This window comes from Campylobacter sp. BCW_6460, assembly GCF_001762705.1.
GTDB classification, from domain to species: Bacteria; Campylobacterota; Campylobacteria; order Campylobacterales; family Campylobacteraceae; genus Campylobacter_D; species Campylobacter_D jejuni.
The window spans coordinates 59,784-78,046 of the sequence record NZ_MJXI01000004.1 but is presented as its reverse complement, the minus strand read 5'-3'; the positions used below and the strand labels follow the sequence as shown (position 1 = coordinate 78,046).

Genomic DNA, 18,263 nt, shown 5'->3' with positions numbered 1-18,263 from the left:
TAGCTATGTTAAAGATTCTTGAGTATTCCATCACTCATTTTTGCGAGCATATCTTAAGACTTCGCATTGAAGCAGCTCAAGATATAAGCGGTGAACTTTATGGAGCGAGTATTCCTATCATGGGCAAAAGCGAAGGAGAATGTAATTTTTATTTATTTTTTCCAAAAGAATTTTTAAAAAAAATTGCAGAAATTTTAATTAATGATGAAAAATTTAAAGAAGATGACTGGTGCGATTTAACTAAAGAATGTGCCAATCAGATTATAGGTTATGCTAAAAATTTGTTAAATGATGCTAAGGGTGATGACGAGTATAAACTTGGAATTCCCGAATATTTAGGAAAAGTTGATTTTTCTGAAATAGTTCTAGATGAAGCTTTAACTTATAAATTTGAAAATTGTTATTTTAGAATAGGATATTGCAAATAATGAGCGATGATATAGAGTTTAACATTCATCATGGGCTTTTACAATCTTATGAAGATATCTTAGATATTACAGTAGATTTTGTAAGCGAGCTTGGAACTACAAATATGAGTGTAGCAGAGCTTTTAAAACTTGAAGTAGGTTCGGTTATTGATCTTGAAAAGCCTGCTGGAGAAAGCGTTGAGCTTTATATCAATAAAAGAATTTTTGGCAAAGGCGAGGTTATGGTTTATGAAAAAAATCTCGCTATAAGAATTAATGAAATTTTGGATTCTAAGACTGTGCTTCAATACTTTAAAAAAGAAATTTAAATGAGATTACTAGTATTATTTTTTTTAATTTTACCTTTATATAGTGTTGAGCTGATTAGTTATAATATCTACGATAGAAATGATCGAGTAGATTTAATGCTTTCTTTTGATAATGCTTATAATGGCAAGATTTCTCAAAAAAAAGAAAAAAATTTAACTCTTTTAACTTTTAGTGATTTAACGTATTCTAAAGATGAATTAAAAGAACTTAACTCTCAACTTGTAGATAAAATTAGTATTAGTTCTAAAAATAATAATACCTATATTATGCTACAAAACAAACAAAATATTAATTTAGAACTTAGCTCTATCAATGATAAATTTGGAGTAAGGATACGAGCTATAGAGCAAGGGAAAGCAAATATCGAATCTGCACCTACAACAACTGCGAATAATTCTCAAGAATTAATGCCTAAACCAAAAAGTACAAGTTTAGAAGGGTATGATTATACAAATTATATCTTAGTAATGCTAATTTTAGTTATTTTGTTAATAGTACTTTGGTGGTTTAAAAAGACTATGGTTTATAAAAATAACAATGTTTCTAGAGATTTTACTATGATTTTCCAAAGATTTTTAGATAAAAATAATCAACTTGTTGTTTTTGATCACGCTAATAAACGTTATACAATGATAATAGGTAATTCCAATGTGCTTTTAGAAAGTATTGAAATTCCAGAGGAACAAACAATAAAACATACAGAAAAAACAGAGAAAAATTTTGATTCTTTTTTTGAAGAGAATAAAAAAAGAATTCAAAATCTTATAGAACAGCGTCAAAAAGGTAAAAAATCTTAAATTTTTTGATTGATTGCTAATGCTATGGTAGCTGGTTTTGCAATTTTTTTGAGCTCATCTTTGGGTAAATTAAGAATTTTGTTTTCTTGATATATATAAAGAGTATTGTTTGCAAAAGCAAAATCAATCTTATCTTCATTTGTGCTTAAAGTTTTAGCTAGGCACAAAATAAAATTAAGCCATGAAATGGTATGAATATTGGGTAAAAGTTGCTTATAGGGTTCAAGATTATAAGGATTAACTTTTTTTCCATTAAGCTTAATAATGCTAGCAATTAAAGCTTTTTCTTTATGTGAAAATCCATAATTTAATCCACCTAGTACAAAATGAGCAGAATGTTCATTAGCAAAATAGAAATTTAAATATTCTCCAATATGGCATAATTTAGCAGCATTTAGTAAAGTATGCTTATAGTTATCGTTAAGTTTATGAAGATTTTTAAGGGTTGTAAAAATTTGCAGAGCAAAATGTGGAGTTTTATTTTTTTGTTTTGATTGTAAAAATTTATCTTGTAAACATTTTAAACTAGGATTGAAATTTGGTGGAAAAGTGATTTTAGGACGAAGCAAATCTTGTAAATAAACTCCTTCTCTGATTCCAACTCCACTCGTGATAACTTGCTTGGCTTTTATTTTTTCCGCAATCTTTAAAAAAATAAATATACCTTCTTTAATGGTATCAAAACGATCCTTTTTTATGCCAAAATTGATTAAAGAGTCTAAGTTTGAATTAAAAATTTTTAAAATATGTCCTTTTTCTTCATCTAGCATATAGCGAAAATCATGTAAATTTTTCAGTGGATAGGAATTTTTTTGCATAATGGAATTAGATATTGCTCTTAAGCTTCCACCTATTGCAATAAGGTTTTGATTGCAAAATTCTTTAGGAATTTGTTCTAAAATTGGTTTTATAAATTCTTCCAAAGAATCCATTTTTCCAGTATCATAGAACAATTCTTTTAGCCTAACAGTGCCAATATCAAGAGATATACAAGAAATAATTCTATTATTTTTTATTAAACACAATTCACTAGAACCACCACCTATGTCTAAAGTGGTTCCATCCTTAAAAGGACTTAATAAATTTAAAGCCGCAAGACCACCTAAGTAACTTTCGCTTTTTCCATCTATACAGCGTATATTTAAAGACAGATTATCTTTGATTCTTTTAATGAAATTTTTTGAATTTGGGGCATCTCTTAAGGCCGATGTGCCTACTATAAATATTTTTTTGCACTTATGCTTTAAAGCACATTGTTTGAAAAAAGCTAAGGCATCTTCGGCTCTTTGCATGGCTTCTTCTTGGAGAATTTTGCCATTATTATAAGCATTTTCTCCAAGTCTTACTTTGCGTTTGTATTCGCAAGTTGTATAAAAACCATATCTAGAAGTTTTTTCAAAAATCACCATTCTAATGGAGTTTGAGCCAAGATCAACAACGGCTGTTTTTTTTGCCATTAAAATTCTCTATCTCTATGTTTGAGTTTTAATTCTTCTATAGTTTCTACATTATCAGGATCAGGAATGATACATTCATATGGGCAAGCAACAATACAGGCAGGCTCTGAAAAATCATTAACACACTCTGAACAAAGATCAGGGTCTATTACATAAATTGGACTATTTTCATAAATAGCTTCATCAGGACATTCTTCTCTGCAAGCATCACAACATACGCAGTCTTTTGTAATTAAAAGAGACATCATAACCTTTCAAAAATTTAAAAAATAATTTTAGTTTATACAATAACAAAACTTAAATAAAATATAAAAATAGAAATAAAGATAAATTTTTTGCACCGAAGGTGCAAAATTGTTAAGATTTTTTAGGGAAGCAGAAACGGTATCCTCTACGACGAACTGTTTCTATGGTAGATATGTTTAACGGTTTATCCATTTTTTGACGAATTTGATTGATAGCTACTTCGATAACATTTGGAGTTACTAACTCAGGTTCTTCCCAGATAGCATCTAAAAGTTGTTCTTTGGATACAATTTGATCCGAATGTCTTGCTAAGTGTGTTAAAACTTCAAAAGGTTTTCCTTTAAGTTCTATATCTTGACCTTTATAAGTAATTTTTTCCTCATCTGGATCAATAACTAAGTCTTCAATTTTAATAACATTGGTTCCGCCAAGTCTTAGTCTTGCTTCAATTCTTGCGAGTAGAATATCAAAATCTAAAGGTTTTTTAACAAAATCATCAGCTCCAGCTTTCAAAGCTTTGATTTCTGTTTCTTTGTCTGTTTTTGAAGACATAATCATAACTGAAGTTCTTGGAGATTTATGCTTAATAGTGTTAACAAGTTCAGCTCCATCTCCATCAGGTAAAGTCCAGTTTGCTAAAACTAAATCATAATGTCTAATGCCGATAAAGTATTCTCCATCTTTAAAATTTTCAGAAGAATCGGTTTGATAACCAAATTCATTAAGATTGTCTATAATTGTTTTATTTAGGCTAATCTCATCTTCTATGACTAAAATTCTCATTTGTTCTATCCTTATTAAGAAAAATTTAAAGAATTATATCATAGCTTAAGTAAATGTTTAGATATCTTTAAAAAAAAATTAATATTTTTTTTTCAATTTAACCCCAACTGTAGCATTTTTTATTATATGGGGTTTGAAAATTTTTATGTTAAGATTGGTTAAATTAGGAAAATCTTTTTTTAAATTTAAGCTTACAAAGTCTAAAGACTCTTCAAGGGTGTAAAATTCTTCTTTTTTATACCATTTTTTAATTTTGGTAATTACCTCTGCATAATTTAAAAATTCATTTGCTTTAGCTTTAAGCTTGATAATAATTTTTTGTTTTTTCCTTCTTTCGAAATCTAATATACCGATGATACACTTAAAGTGAAATTTTATTTTTATATGACTTTGCATTCTTCTTTAAAAATCAATCTTTTAATATTAGGTAGATGTTTATATACTATAATAAAAGCGATAATGAAAACGGGTGCATGTGTATGAATTTCTAAGTCATAATTAAATATAAAAGAACTTACAACAAAAGCAAGTAACGCTGCTAAAGAAGCTAGCGAAGATATTTTGAAAATTTTTCCAATAACTACCCACACAATAAATGCTGTAAGCACTTCCAATGGAAGCAAAACTATCATAGCACCTGCTCCTGTTGCTATGCCTTTCCCTCCTTCAAATAACAAGTAAATTGAAAAACAGTGTCCAAAAATAGCCAAAACTGCCACGCTCCAAAGCAAAGCTTGATCATAATGAAGAAATTTTAAGATTAGTAAAGGAATAGCTGCTTTTGCAAAATCTAAAATTATTGTAGCAATGGCAAGTTTTTTTGCTAGTTTGGGATTTTTTTCTTTTACTACTCTTAAAACATTGGTTGCCCCTATACTTTTTGAACCTTCTTTTTTGATATCAGTTTTAGCAAAAAATTTAGCTAGGATTAGCCCAAAAGGGATTGAACCTAAAAGATATATAAAAGCGTAAATTATTAAATTTTCCATAATATCCTTTTCAAATCATCTTAAAATTTTAAGATTTATAACTAAAAATTATATCTTATGAAAATAAATAAACAAAAAATAATTTTTAAGATAAAAATAGTATTAATTAATTATAAATATTTTTTAATAATATTTATTTTTATTTAAGCTCTAAATGATTATTATTTTATTTTAATTTATCTTTAATAGGAGTTTGTAAATGAAAGTAAAATCATTGCTAATTGCATCCTTAGTTGCTTTTTCAAGCTTAAATGCTGCAAGTCTTATAGATGAAGCTAAAAATTCAGGTCTTGTTGCCTTACCAAAAGATCAAAAAGGCGTTGATGAAATTTTAAAACAAAATGGAGTAAAGGCTAGTGAATTTACTCTTGAAAAAGCAGAGCTTGGTAAAAAGCTTTATTTTGAACCACGCCTTTCAAAAAGTGGTATCATTTCTTGTAATACCTGTCATAATGTAGGACTTGGTGGAACAGATGGAATCAGTACTGCAATAGGTCATAAATGGACAGCAAATCCTCATCATTTAAATTCACCAACAGTTTATAATGCAGTTTTAAATAATACTCAATTTTGGGATGGTCGTGCAGGAACATTAGCCGATCAAGCTAAAGGTCCAATCCAAGCTGATCCTGAAATGGCAACTCCTGCTAAACTTGCAGTAGAAAAAATTTCATCTTTGCCTGAATATGTGAGTGAGTTTAAAAAAATCTATGGTAAAAGCGGTGTAAATTTTGACAATATTGCTGATGCAATTGCAAATTTTGAAAGAACTTTAATCACTCCATCTCGTTTTGATAAATTTTTAGAAGGCGATGAAAAAGCTTTAACAAAAGAAGAGCAACAAGGTTTAAAACTTTTTATAGATAAAGGTTGTGTAGCTTGTCATAATGGTGTGAATTTAGGTGGCAATATGCAAGCGTTTGAAGTTGCTGGTAAATATAAATTTGCAAATTTAGGTGATTTTAAAGGTGATGCAAATGGTATGGTAAAAACTCCAACTTTAAGAAATGTTGCTGAAACTGCTCCATATTTTCATAATGGCGCTATTTGGAATCTAAAAGATGCTATTAAGGAAATGGGTAGTGTGCAACTTGGCATTAAAATTTCTGATAAAGAAGCAAAAAGTATTGAAACTTTCTTAAAATCTTTAACAGGAACAAAACCAGCAATTGTTTATCCACAACTTCCTATTTCTACTGAAAAAACTCCTAAACCTGAACTATAAGGTTCCAAACAAGCTCTATTTTTAGAGCTTGTTTAAATTTCTTTATCTTAGCTTTGTTATAATTGTCTTTAAATTTTGCTAGAAAGGTTTGCAATGAAACTTTTTGGAACCGATGGAGTTCGTGGAAAAGCGGGTGAATTTTTAGATAGTTTTTTGGCTATGCGTTTAGCAATGGCTGCGGGTATTTATTTTAAAGATAAAAGTATTACTAATAATATCTTAGTAGGAAAAGATACAAGAAGAAGCGGCTATATGATAGAAAATGCTATTGTTTCAGGGCTTACTTCTATAGGATATAATGTTATACAAATTGGTCCTATGCCAACTCCTGCGATTGCATTCTTAACTGAAGATATGCGTTGTGATGCAGGGATTATGATTTCAGCTTCTCACAATCCTTATTATGATAATGGTATTAAATTTTTTGATGCTCATGGAAATAAACTCAGTGAAGATATAGAGAAAAGAATAGAAGAAATTTATTTTGATGATAAGCTTATACAAGCCTCTAAGGTGGATATGGAAAAAATTGGTCAAGCAAAAAGAATTGATGATGTTATAGGAAGGTATATTGTTTCTATTAAAAATTCTTTTCCAAAAGATCTTACTTTAAAGTCTTTGCGTGTGGTTTTAGATGTGGCTCATGGGGCAGCTTATAAGGTAGCACCTACTGTTTTTAAGGAATTAGGTGCTGAAGTTATAGTAATGAGCGATAAACCTAATGGACTTAATATCAATGAAAATTGTGGAGCTTTACATCCTGCAAATTTAGCTGCTGAGGTAAAGCGTTTGCGTGCAGATGTGGGCTTTGCTTTTGATGGTGATGCAGATCGTTTGGTGGTTGTAGATGAAAAAGGAGAAGTGGCTAATGGAGATAGTTTATTAGGGGTTTTAGCGCTTTATCTTAAAGAACAAGGTAAATTACAATCAAGTGTTGTGGCTACTATAATGAGTAATGGTGCTTTAAAAGAGTTTTTAAATAAACATGGCATAGAACTTGATACTTGTAATGTGGGCGATAAATATGTGCTTGAAAAATTAAAAGCTAATGGTGGAAATTTTGGCGGAGAGCAAAGCGGACATATTATTTTTAGCGATTATGCAAAAACTGGAGATGGTTTGATAGCTGCTTTGCAATTTAGCGCTTTAATGCTTTCTAAGAAAAAATCTGCAAGCTCTATTTTGGGTCAAGTCAAACCTTATCCTCAGCTTTTAATCAATCTTAAAATTGCAGAAAAAAAAGATTTAGATAAAATTAAAGGTTTAAAAGAATTAAAAAAAGATTTAGAAAATAAAAATATTAATACCTTATTTCGCTATTCTGGAACAGAAAATTTGATAAGACTTTTGCTAGAAGCTAAAGATATTAAGCTCTTAGAAAAAGAAATGAAAAATGTTGTGGAGTTTTTTAAGAAAGCTTTAAATGGCTAAAACTTTTAAATTTATTTTTTATTTTTGGGGTGCCTTTGTTTTGGTTTTTACTCTTGATCAATGGGTAAAATCCTTAACTTTAGCAGGACTTAGATGGCAGAGTGAATACTTAGATTTAACTTATGCTCTAAATACAGGCGTAGCTTTTTCAATGTTGAGTTTTTTAGAACATAATTTAAAATATTTACATCTTGTTTTAATTGGCGTGCTTTTTATTTATCTTTTTTGGCAAAAAACACTTTTAAAAACTCATAGTATAGCTTTTGGAATGATGCTTGGTGCTGGTGTTTCAAATTTATTGGATCGTTTTATACATGGAGGTGTAGTGGATATGTTTTTTTGGCATAAATGGTTTAATTTTGCTATTTTTAATGTTGCAGATGTCATGATAAATATAAGTGTGGCTTTGATTTTAATACAAGAAATATTTAAAAAAAGGAAAAAAGATGACAGAATGGATTAATGATTATTATTTTTGGATTAAATGGGTGCATTATTTGGCATTTGTTTCTTGGATGGCGAGTCTTTTTTATTTACCTCGTCTTTTTGTGTATCATGCTGAACATAAAGACAATAAAGGTTTTGTCGAGATTGTAAAAATTCAAGAAAGAAAACTTTATTTTTATATACAAACTCCTGCAATGATTGTGACTTTAATCACAGGAAGTTTAATGTTGCATGCTCATAAGGAAGTTTTAATGGTAGGTTCGGGTTTTATGCATGTTAAACTTACCTGTGTTACACTTTTGATTATTTTCCATATACATAATTATTATTGTTTAAAAGCTTTAGCAAATGATACTTCTGCTAAAAGTGGGAAATATTTTAGAATTTATAATGAATTCCCAACTATAATGTTTATTATTATCGCTTTAATGATGGTTGTTCGCCCCTTTTAGTTTGTCTCCGCTTTAAATTCCATACTAGCGGAGTTAAGCGGATCAATATTTTCTTTCATGATATCGATATAATCTTTATTTTTAAGACGCTTATCATCTCTAAATACTGCACGCACAAGATCCATTCCTGTGTAAAAATCTTTCATTAAAACCACAAAAAGATATTGACCAAATTCGGTTGCGATTAAAGCATTTTGATCTTTTATGATGGCACCACTTGTTTTAAGCCCTAAAAGTTCTATGAAAAGTTCTTTTTCGAGGTTGCAATTTAGAGTTTTATTAAATTTATCAATTTCTATTTTCCCTGAAAAAATTTCAGTTAAAAAGACATATTTGATAATCTCTTTTTTATCAAAACAAGCTTTGGCTATATTAGCATTTTGTTTTTCTTGTATAAATTTAGCATAATCATTTAGATTAAATGCATTAATTAAAAGCTCCCCATCTAAAAAGCTAAAAGCCCCGCTGCCTACTCCTAGGTATTCATGATGAGAACTGACATATTCGTCATTAAGCTTGTTTTTTTCTAAAGAAAAACTCCAACCATTGTTTTGGGTATAGTCTTTAAAAAATTCGCATATGATTTGATAATAAGTAAATTCATTATCTTTAATGCTCACTCCTAGACTTTTAGCGATATTATCTTTGGTAAGATTTGATTTCATTAAAGGATAGGTTGTAATTTGTTGCGGGGCTAAATTTTTAGCAATTTCTAAGTCATTTAAAAGTTGTTTTTCGCTTTGTCCTGGAAGATTGAAAATAAGATCTATACTAAAAATAGGTAAAATTCCTAAAGCTTTTGAAATTTTTTCTTGAAGTTCTTTAGATGAACCAAATTTATTATATCTTGCCACTTTTTTTAAAGTTTCATCATCAAAACTTTGAATCCCACAACTTAAACGATCAATTATACCTTTAAACATAAAAAGCTTATTTGGATCAATATGATTTGGATCACTTTCGCATGAAATTTCTTTTATATTAAATAATTTTTTACAAAGTTCTAAGGTTTTTAATAATTCCTCTTCGTTAATCAGTGTTGTACCACCACCCACATACATGGAAGTAAAATCAAAACCTTTATCTTTCATGATTTTAATTTCTTCTCTAAGATTTTGAAAATACACTTTGGCTAAATTTTCATCATAATAATATTTATGAAAGCTACAATAAGGACAAAAAGTATGGCAAAAAGGTACATGGGCATAAAGCATATAGCTTTTGTCTTGTTTTGGAATTTTTTCTTTGGGTTGTTTTAAAAGTTCGACATTGAAACCTTTTTGGAGGGATTTTTCCATCATAGTATGAGAGTATTTTAAAGCTAAATTTTGAAATAAATTCATAAGTGGCCTATATATTAAAATATTTAAGATATAACTTTATCAATTTTTAGCTAAAATAGGAGTAAATTTTTTATTTCTTAAATAAAAAATGGGATTAAGTTTTTAAATTATTTAAAAAGGATATAAAATGGATAAAGCCAAAATTGTTCAAAATTTAAATGTTTTGTTTAAACAAAGAGCAAAGTTTTACTCTTATTTTGATGAAAATATTGCCAAAATCAATAATACTGAAGTATTTGATTTTAAGAATGCTAAAAATTTAAATCCAGAAGAGGTATATAGGCAATTTTATCATTTTGATTATACTATAAGAAAATTATTGCCTGCTATTTACAAGGCTTATGAAATTACAGATGCAGATTTAGACAAAGATTTTTAATTTATTTAGAGAATAGAATAAACTATTCTCTAAAAGACATATCTAAATTTTTTGATTCTTCTTTTATATTTTTACTCATATCTTCGCTTTGCTCAAATCCTCCACCAAATGCTTTGATTACATCTACTATGGAATTGGCATAAGAATATTTAGTATTATTAAAAGCAACCGCAGCATTAAGCCAATTTTGACGTGCCTCTAAATAATCTTGCAAAGACATTTCTCCTATATCATAGCGTTCTTTAGCAATTTCATAGATTCTTTTATAAGATTGTTCGCTTGCTTGTGCGTTATCGTATTGTAAGCGTATAGTTTTTCTAGCTACTAAAGCATAGCGAATTTCTCCAAAAGCAGTAATCAAAGTATTTTGATAATTTACAAAAGCTTCATCTTTATTAAGCTTAGCTAAATTTACATTTTGGTAAATTTCACCCCAATGAAAAATAGGCAGAGTAAAGTTTCCACCTATATTCCAAGTCTTAGAACCTCCTTTAACCAAGGTATCTAAATCCCCACTTTCAAATCCCAATAATCCTGTTAAAGAAAGGCTAGGTAAGAAAGCCGTGCGAGCTACTCCAACAAGATAATTTTGCTGAGTTAATTTTTCTAAAGAAGAGCCAATATCTGGACGTTGAAGCAAGATAGTGCTTGAAATTCCAGTTGGAATGTCAAATTCTTTAAGATTAAAAACTTGATAGCTTTGATTTTTGTAAAGTATGTCATTTAAATCATTTGAAGTTAAAATTTTTAAAGCTTTAAGGTAATTTTCTTTATTTAATTTTGCTTCATTATATTGTAAAGCCATACTTTCTAAGTTGGCTCTTGCTTGAGCAAGTTCATATTCACCTACAGCACCAACTTGAAATTTTTCATCATTAATCCTATAAATTTCTTTTGCAGATTCATAAGCTTCTTTAAGAGCATTTTCATTTTCATACGCATTTACAAGATTGAAATAAGTTTGAACCGTATTTGAAATGACAGAAAGTCTTGCAGCTTCATAATCATACTCACTTACCTTAAAGCCTGATTTTGAGGCACGATATGTATCGCGATATTTTCCCCAAAGATCGATTTCATAGCTTAAATTAAGCCCCATTTTAAAATCATTACCGTAACTTACTTCCCCGGTTCGATTGCTTGGAGCATTTATAGCTGTTTTTGCACGACTTCCGCTTGCGCTACCATCAAATTTTGGCAACAAACTGCTAAAATCTATGCCTAATTGAGCGGCAGCTTGTTCCATGTGTATGAAGGCAAGTTTTAAATCATTATTATTTTTAAGTGCTAAATCAACCACTTTATTTAAATTTTCATCATCAAAATCTTTCCACCAATTTTTTGTGATAGAGCTATTGTTTTCTTTTTCCCAGGATAAGGCCCCAAGCTTATTATCAATGCTATAGTTTGCTTCGGGAATATTTAAATTTGGACTTAAAGAGCAAGCTGAAATCAAAAGAGTAAAACTTGCTATAGCGCTAATTGAAATTATTTTATTCATGAACCTTACCTCTTTTTTTATCTAGCCATTCATTAAAATTTTCTAAAAGATAGAAAAATAAAGGCACAAAGAATATCGCTAAAGTTGATGCTGCGATCATTCCACCAATAAGCCCTGTTCCTAAAGAGTGTCTTGAAGCACTTCCTGCTCCTGTTGCGAAAATCATTGGCAAGACCCCAAAAGTAAATGCCAAAGAAGTCATTATGATAGGACGAAAACGAAGTTTTGCTGCTGCAACAGCTGCTTCAAAAACTCCTTTGCCTTTTTTAAAGCGCTCTTCCATTGCAAATTCTACGATCAAGATAGCATTTTTAGCTGAAAGTCCAATCAAGAGCAAAAGTCCTGTTTGAAAATATATATCATTGCTAAATCCTCTTAAATATACCAATAAAAATGATCCAAATACTGCAAAAGGCACAGCTGTTACAACTGCTAAAGGTATAAGCCATCTTTCATATTGGGCAGCTAGAATTAAGAAGACAAATATCATCCCTAAAGCAAAAGCATAGCTTGCTGTTCCTTTGCTAGAAACTTCTTGATAGGCTGATCCACTCCAAGCTATGGAATAATCATCCCCTAAAGTTTCTTTTGCTACTTGAGCAATCGCTTCTATAGCTTGACCTGAAGTATAACCTGGTGCGGGTTGACCTTGAACTTGTGCCGCTGGGAAAAGGTTGAATCGTTTTACATCATCAGGCCCTGAACTTCTTTGTAAAGTTAAGAAAGAATCAAGTGGTATCATTTTTCCATCGTTTGATCTTACAAAAATATTTTTTAATGCATCTTGTGTATTTCTAAAATCACCTTTTGCACGGATATTTACTTGGAAGTTTTTACCTAACATAGAAAAATCATTAACATAATAAGTGCCTATAGTTGCATTCATTGTGTTAAAAACATCTTGCATGTTAAGATTGTAGTGTTTTAATTTATCTCTATCAATTATAAGCTTGTATTGAGGGAAAGTTGTATCAAGGGTTGTTCTTACTCTTGATAGTTCTTTTCTTTGGTTGGCTACAGCAACAAGTTTATTTACATCTTTTTGTATTTCATCATAACTTTTTCCACTTTTGTTTTGAACATACATTTCAAAGCCACCTGTGATACTTAATCCAGGTATAGGAGGTAGACCTATAAATATACTTGAAGCGTTGCGATCAAAAGCAAATTTTTTATTAAGTTCCATGGCGATTTCATCAGCACTCACATTTCTATCTTTCCAATCTTGCAAGCCTATAAACATTGCAGCAGCGTTTTCTTTTAATGAGCTTGTAAAAAGATCAAATCCTATCATAGCCATTGCATCTTTAATTCCATTGGTTTTTAAAACTTCTTGACTTATATGATCAACTTCTGAGATTGTTCTATGAAGTGCTGAAGCCGAAGGAAGATTAATAATGCCAATCATCAAACCTTGATCTTCTTCAGGAACTAAAGAGCTTGGTACAGCTTTATAAAGATAAAAAATTGCCCCAAGCATAATACAAAAAATTAAAACAAAGCGAATGGTTCTTTTTAAAATATATGCTACTCCTGTGCTAAATACAGAAGTACTCCAATCAAAAAAATCATTAAATTTCTTTACAAATTTAAATGGCTCTCCTTCATTACGTCGTAAAAATAGTGCGCATAAAGAAGGTGTTAAAGTAAGAGCAACAAAGCCTGATATGGCTACAGATATTGCTAAGGTAAGGGCAAATTGTCTTTGAATTTCTCCAACAAAACCTGATATAAAAGAAACGGGTATAAAAACAGCACAAAGTACAAGAACAATTGAAATAACCGGAGAGCTAACTTCTTGCATCGCTTGGATAGCAGCATCTTTTACGCTTATTTGTTCATTTTCGTGTAAAATCCTATCGATATTTTCCACAACTATAATCGCATCATCTACAACAATCCCTATAGCTAAAATCAAGGCAAAAAGCGTAAGCAAGTTAATACTAAAGCCTAAAACATAAAGTCCAGCAAAAGTTCCTAATAATGAAACAGGTACAGCTATCATAGGAATAAGGGTTGCACGGAAATTTTTTAAGAACATATACATAACAATAATAACTAAAATTAAAGCTTCAACAAAAGTTTTAACAACTTCTTTGATTGATTCTATTACAAATTTTGTTGTATCGTAAGGAATTTTATATGTCAAACCTTTTGGGAAATTTTTTGAAAGTTCTTGCATTTTAGCTTGAACAAGTTCTGCTGTATGCAATGCGTTTGCCCCTGATTGAAGATTGATCATAATCGGAACTGCATCATTGCCATTTAATCGTCCTTGTGAGCTGTATTGCTGTGATCCTATTTCTACATCAGCTATATCTTTAAGTCTTAAAAATGATCCATCATCATTTGTTCTTAAAATAATATTTTCAAATTCGCTAGGATTTTGTAGTCTTCCTTGCATAGTGATTGAATAAACATAAGGGGATTTTTGAGTTACGGGCTCTTCGCCAATTTTACCAGTTGCGTATTGAGCATTTTGGTCATTAACCGCAGAAATTACATCAGTAGCTGTGATTCCAAATTTATTTAATAAATCAGGTTTTAGCCAAATTCTTAAAGAATAATTACGATTTCCTATAGCGTTTGCATCCCCAACTCCCGGAACCCTTTTTAACTCATCTAAAACATTTAAAGCGATGTAGTTGTATACATCCACTGCACTCATTGAACCATCATTTGAATACATAGAAATTGCAGCAAGTGTTGCTGAAGAAGTTTTTCTAACAGTTACTCCAAGTTTTTTAACTGCATCTGGCATTTTTGCAGTTGCAGCTGAAATTCTATTATTAACATCTATAGTGGCTTGATCGGGATCTGTGCCGATATCAAAATAGACAGTCAAACTCATAGTTCCTGAAGAACTTGAAGTTGAATCCATATAAATCATATTATCTGCACCATTGATTGCATCTTCGATAGGACTTGCAACCGTTGAAGCAATGGTTTGTGCATCAGCTCCTGTGTAAGTTGCGCTTACCTTAACCGTAGGAGGAGTTAAAGAAGGATATTGTTCTATGGGTAAATTTGTAAGACCGATGACTCCAGCTAAAGAAATGATAATTGCAACAACTGAAGCAAAAACAGGTCTTTCGATAAAAAATTTAGAAAACATTATTGTGCTCCAATTTCTTTAACTTCGCTACCAACTTGAATTTTTTTAAAGTTATCTAAAATGATTTTGTCGCCATTTTGTAATCCTTTGTCAATGATAGCGTATTCATTGTTTTGGTAGCTTATATGTACAGAAGATTTTTCTACTTTTCCATTTTTAACAAGAAGAATATAAACATCATTTTGATCTTGTTTAATAGCTATTTGAGGCACTTTAAAGCCATTTTTTTGTATAAAACCTTCTGAAGTAATTGTTGCAAAAGCACCCGGTAAAAGTGTTGAGTTGTTGTTATCAAATACAGCTTTGGCTTTTACTGTTCCACTATTAGCATCTATAACGGAATCAATAAAATAAAGTTTGCCTTGAACGGTTTCTCCATTAAGATTTAAATTTGCATGAATGCTGTCTAAATCCCATTTTCCGCTTTGAGTATTGCGGACTAAATTTAGTTTATCTGTATCTGAAATAAAGAAATCTGCGTAAATAGGATTTAAATTTGTAACTCTAACTAGTTCAGTTGTTGAAGCACTTACATAATCCCCTATATTAACTAAAGCATCTCCTATAGTACCATCAAAAGGAGCTTTTATTTCGGTATGATCTAGATCAATTCTTGCATTTGCAAGTTGTGCTCTAGCAGTTGTTAGACTAGCTTTTGCATTATTAAATGTAGCAAGAGAAGAGTCGTATTCTTTTTGAGAGATTGCATTTTTGCTAAAAAGAGCCTTGGAACGATTAAAATCCTTGCTCGCGTTTTCAAAAGTTGCCTTAGCCATTAAAGCTTGTCCGTAAGCTGAATCAACGCTAGCTTTAAATTTATCTTGCTCTACAATAAATAATGTTTGTCCTTTTTTTACCTTATCTCCAGCCTTAAAAAGTTTATTTACTATTACGCCACTAACTTGAGGTTTTATAATAACATCATAATCACTGACAAGTTTAGCAGGATAAGTAAAACTAAGTGGCAAATCTTCAGATTTAGCACTCATTGTTGTTACAGGTTGAGGCGGCATTTGTATTTTTGGTGCTTCTTCTTTGCTACAAGCAGTGAGTAAAAGCACAACACTTAAAGCTAAAATAGTTAAAATAGTATTGTTTTGAAATAATTTCATGGTTTTGCCTTGAAAAATTAAATTAAAAATTGTAATATTTATTACAAAAATTTTTGGCTAATTATATCTTAATTTTGGTTAATAAAATTATTTTTTAAGCTTTGGAACCATTGATCCCATTTAGAAAAACGTTTACAACAAATTCAACATGTTCTTTTTGTTCTTTTTTATTTTTCAAAGGAGCATTAATTAAAACATTAAGATGATGATAAGGTTCTTTTAACATAGTACAAAAAAGAACAGCAAGTTTTTCTGCATTTTTTTTCATATAAGAATTATTTTGTTGCTTAAAAAAATCCATAAGTATGTTATAGGAAAAATTTTGTTGATTGTTTTCTATCCAATTAGCAAGGTGTCTATCTTTATCATAAACTTGAGAATAAACAATTTTACCAAAAGCTACAGCTTCTGGTTGATTAAAAATTTCTATAAAAGTTAAACCAAAAGAAGTTAAAATTTCTTTTAAAGTACCATTTTCAATTTCTTGTGTTTTGGAATAAATAAGATGAAAATGTTTTTTACATATGTCATCTAAAATTTCAAAGAATAATCCTTCTTTGCTTTTAAAACTATTATAAATATTAGAATAAGATCCTCCGGATAATTTAATAATATCACTCAGACTTGTTTCTTGGTAACCTTTTGTTAAAAAAAGTTCTAAGGCCACTGCTTTGATTTTCTCTTGTCTAGCTAAAACTTTTTGTGATGGTGTTCTATTTGAGTTCATTTTTTATCCTTTGTAAGAGTGTTTTTGGGGTATACAAATATACTTTTTCTAAAAACCGAAATTTTTTCATTATCTTTTGCATAAGCTTTTATATGTAAAGGAAAGATTACATCTTTTTTATCGTTGTTTGCTAAATTTTTTGTAGCTTTGATAACAACTATTTTTTTAACTTGTTCTCCTGCTTTTAATTTAAAAGGTTTGTTTGGTCTTATGATTTCAATTCCATCATTTATTCCTTCTAAATTTGCTGTAAAATAATATTCATGAGGTTTAGAATCTGTATTTTGAAACAAAAAGGTATAAGCATTTGAAATGACTAATTTACCTTTAACATTTGAAATATTATATAATTCACTACTACGATTGATATTTAAAAGCATGCTTTCTTTTTTGCTTCCCATGATAATTAAAGCCAATAAAGCAATTAAAAGAACTATAAAATATGCTATCGTTCTAAATCTTAAATAATGAACCTTAGAACGCGTTTCAATAGCTTTTGCACTTGTCCAATTGATCAAACTTGGACGATTAAATTTGCTTTGTACCTTAGAACAAGCATCGGCACATTCAAGACAATTAATACATTCAAGTTGCATTCCTTTGCGTATGTCAATATGAGTTGGACAGATGCTAACACAGGCTTCACAACCTATGCATTCTCCTTCAGGCGGTTTTTTATGAAGTTTGATGTGTCCATCATAAATCAAACCCCCGCGTTTTTCATCGTAGATCACTTGCATTGTATCATGATCAAACATTACAGATTGTATTCTTGCATAAGGACAGACATAAATACAAAATTTTTCTTGTAAATAGGTAATATCCAAAGTAAAAAGTAAGCTAGCACAAAATAAAACTCCAAGTAAAAGTAGATGCTCACCAGGATTTTGAATATAATTGAAAAAATCTTCAGGAGGAATAAAGTACCAAAGTAAATTACTAACAGCAACTAAAGATATAAAATAAAAAATTATTACTCCAAGAAATTTTTTAAAATATTGTCCCTCATATTCTTTTTGTTTGTTATTGATATTTTTGCGAATTTTAAGAATTTTAGTTTGTATGATATCTCTATATATAACTCTAAAAATTGTTTGTGGACAACTCCAAGCACACCAAATTCTTCCACCTAAAGTTGTAATAAAAAAAATAAATAAAAAAAGAAATATAAGAACAAAAGGCATGAGATAAAATTCTTGTGTTGAAAAAGAAATAAAAAATAGGTTTAATTTAGAATGATCAAAACTTAAAAGAAAAAAATGATTTTCATTAATTCTTATGAAAGGTAGGGCAAATATGATAATACTTGCAATTAAATATACAAAATATCGTTTTTTTGTATAGTTTGTAATGTGTCCTTGCATTTTTAGACCTTAATTATAATTTTTAGCACTTTGTAATTAAGGATTATAACCGATAAAAACTAAAACAATTTTTAAATGCTTTCTAAGTTAGAATTAATAAGAAGTGTTTTATAATTATATTTCACAACAAAAATTTACACAGAAAGGTGGTGAGGACT

Annotated in this window: 18 protein-coding genes and 1 pseudogene; 8 read left to right on the top strand and 11 right to left on the bottom strand. The window is 29.7% G+C overall.

From position 1 onward, the window contains the following. Positions 1 to 5: 5 nt before the first annotated feature. The 3 genes from AJ881_RS03305 to AJ881_RS03295 are packed head-to-tail and all read left to right on the top strand — an operon-like array spanning position 6 to position 1,534. Complete coding sequence (locus AJ881_RS03305; protein WP_002854524.1) at positions 6 to 428, top strand: chemotaxis protein CheX; 423 nt, start codon at positions 6 to 8, stop codon at positions 426 to 428. Then, on the top strand, positions 428 to 736 hold the full coding sequence (gene fliN, locus AJ881_RS03300) for a flagellar motor switch protein FliN (RefSeq protein WP_002824739.1): 309 nt from the start codon (positions 428 to 430) through the stop codon (positions 734 to 736). Before AJ881_RS03305 ends, fliN begins: the two co-directional genes overlap by 1 nt. Continuing rightward, a complete protein-coding gene (locus tag AJ881_RS03295; RefSeq protein ID WP_002889661.1) occupies positions 737 to 1,534 on the top strand; it encodes a membrane protein in 798 nt (265 codons plus the stop codon). On the opposite strand, the gene AJ881_RS03290 is transcribed toward AJ881_RS03295, so the two are convergent. The 5 genes from AJ881_RS03290 to plsY form a co-directional block, all read right to left on the bottom strand. Beyond that, entirely contained in the window at positions 1,531 to 2,991 is a 1,461-nt protein-coding gene (locus AJ881_RS03290; protein ID WP_002866641.1) for a Ppx/GppA phosphatase family protein, read from the bottom strand. The genes AJ881_RS03295 and AJ881_RS03290 overlap by 4 nt on opposite strands. Next, positions 2,991 to 3,236, bottom strand: coding sequence for a YfhL family 4Fe-4S dicluster ferredoxin (locus AJ881_RS03285; RefSeq protein WP_002854647.1), 246 nt, complete (start codon positions 3,234 to 3,236; stop codon positions 2,991 to 2,993). The genes AJ881_RS03290 and AJ881_RS03285 overlap by 1 nt, the downstream gene beginning before the upstream one ends. A 112-nt stretch (positions 3,237 to 3,348) precedes the next feature. After that, the gene (gene hsrA / locus AJ881_RS03280; protein WP_002857553.1) at positions 3,349 to 4,020 is read right to left on the bottom strand and encodes a homeostatic response regulator transcription factor HsrA; all 672 of its coding nucleotides are present in this window, start codon (positions 4,018 to 4,020) and stop codon (positions 3,349 to 3,351) included. A gap of 78 nt (positions 4,021 to 4,098) precedes the next feature. Next, a complete protein-coding gene (locus tag AJ881_RS03275; protein WP_002857609.1) occupies positions 4,099 to 4,416 on the bottom strand; it encodes a dihydroneopterin aldolase in 318 nt (105 codons plus the stop codon). Further along, positions 4,401 to 5,009 (bottom strand): glycerol-3-phosphate 1-O-acyltransferase PlsY, encoded by a 609-nt coding sequence (gene plsY, locus AJ881_RS03270; RefSeq protein WP_002921511.1) that lies wholly within the window; start codon positions 5,007 to 5,009, stop codon positions 4,401 to 4,403. Before plsY ends, AJ881_RS03275 begins: the two co-directional genes overlap by 16 nt. A gap of 199 nt (positions 5,010 to 5,208) precedes the next feature. Between plsY and AJ881_RS03265 the strand changes: the two genes are divergently transcribed. The 4 genes from AJ881_RS03265 (at position 5,209) to hemJ (ending at position 8,564) form a co-directional block, all read left to right on the top strand. Beyond that, a complete protein-coding gene (locus AJ881_RS03265; RefSeq protein WP_002937005.1) occupies positions 5,209 to 6,234 on the top strand; it encodes a cytochrome-c peroxidase in 1,026 nt (341 codons plus the stop codon). A gap of 93 nt (positions 6,235 to 6,327) precedes the next feature. Further along, complete coding sequence (gene glmM, locus AJ881_RS03260; RefSeq protein WP_044793898.1) at positions 6,328 to 7,665, top strand: phosphoglucosamine mutase; 1,338 nt, start codon at positions 6,328 to 6,330, stop codon at positions 7,663 to 7,665. Then, positions 7,658 to 8,128, top strand: a complete 471-nt coding sequence (lspA, locus tag AJ881_RS03255; protein WP_052858530.1) for a signal peptidase II — start codon at positions 7,658 to 7,660, stop codon at positions 8,126 to 8,128. Before glmM ends, lspA begins: the two co-directional genes overlap by 8 nt. Continuing rightward, complete coding sequence (gene hemJ / locus AJ881_RS03250; protein WP_070282985.1) at positions 8,112 to 8,564, top strand: protoporphyrinogen oxidase HemJ; 453 nt, start codon at positions 8,112 to 8,114, stop codon at positions 8,562 to 8,564. Before lspA ends, hemJ begins: the two co-directional genes overlap by 17 nt. Here the strand turns inward: hemJ and AJ881_RS03245 are convergent. Then, entirely contained in the window at positions 8,561 to 9,907 is a 1,347-nt protein-coding gene (locus AJ881_RS03245) for a coproporphyrinogen III oxidase family protein (protein WP_070282987.1), read from the bottom strand. The genes hemJ and AJ881_RS03245 overlap by 4 nt on opposite strands. A 127-nt stretch (positions 9,908 to 10,034) precedes the next feature. Between AJ881_RS03245 and cmeU the strand changes: the two genes are divergently transcribed. After that, the gene (gene cmeU / locus AJ881_RS03240) at positions 10,035 to 10,286 is read left to right on the top strand and encodes a CmeU family protein (RefSeq protein WP_070282989.1); all 252 of its coding nucleotides are present in this window, start codon (positions 10,035 to 10,037) and stop codon (positions 10,284 to 10,286) included. A 22-nt stretch (positions 10,287 to 10,308) separates the two neighbouring features. Here the strand turns inward: cmeU and cmeC are convergent, their stop codons facing one another. The 5 genes and pseudogenes from cmeC to ccoG all read right to left on the bottom strand — a co-directional run bounded on the left by cmeC (position 10,309) and on the right by ccoG (position 18,105). After that, a complete protein-coding gene (gene cmeC, locus AJ881_RS03235; RefSeq protein ID WP_070282991.1) occupies positions 10,309 to 11,787 on the bottom strand; it encodes a multidrug efflux transporter outer membrane subunit CmeC in 1,479 nt (492 codons plus the stop codon). Then, positions 11,780 to 14,902 carry a multidrug efflux RND transporter permease subunit CmeB gene (gene cmeB, locus AJ881_RS03230; protein ID WP_083259462.1) on the bottom strand — a complete coding sequence of 1,041 codons (3,123 nt, stop codon included), beginning with the start codon at positions 14,900 to 14,902 and terminating at the stop codon, positions 11,780 to 11,782. The genes cmeC and cmeB overlap by 8 nt, the downstream gene beginning before the upstream one ends. Beyond that, positions 14,902 to 16,014 carry a multidrug efflux RND transporter periplasmic adaptor subunit CmeA gene (gene cmeA / locus AJ881_RS03225; protein ID WP_070233645.1) on the bottom strand — a complete coding sequence of 371 codons (1,113 nt, stop codon included), beginning with the start codon at positions 16,012 to 16,014 and terminating at the stop codon, positions 14,902 to 14,904. The genes cmeB and cmeA overlap by 1 nt, the downstream gene beginning before the upstream one ends. A gap of 94 nt (positions 16,015 to 16,108) precedes the next feature. Beyond that, complete coding sequence (gene cmeR / locus AJ881_RS03220) at positions 16,109 to 16,741, bottom strand: multidrug efflux system transcriptional regulator CmeR (protein ID WP_002861132.1); 633 nt, start codon at positions 16,739 to 16,741, stop codon at positions 16,109 to 16,111. Beyond that, positions 16,728 to 18,105 (bottom strand): annotated as a pseudogene (gene ccoG, locus AJ881_RS03215) (cytochrome c oxidase accessory protein CcoG). The gene cmeR and the pseudogene ccoG overlap by 14 nt, the downstream one beginning before the upstream one ends. Positions 18,106 to 18,263 lie beyond the last annotated feature (158 nt).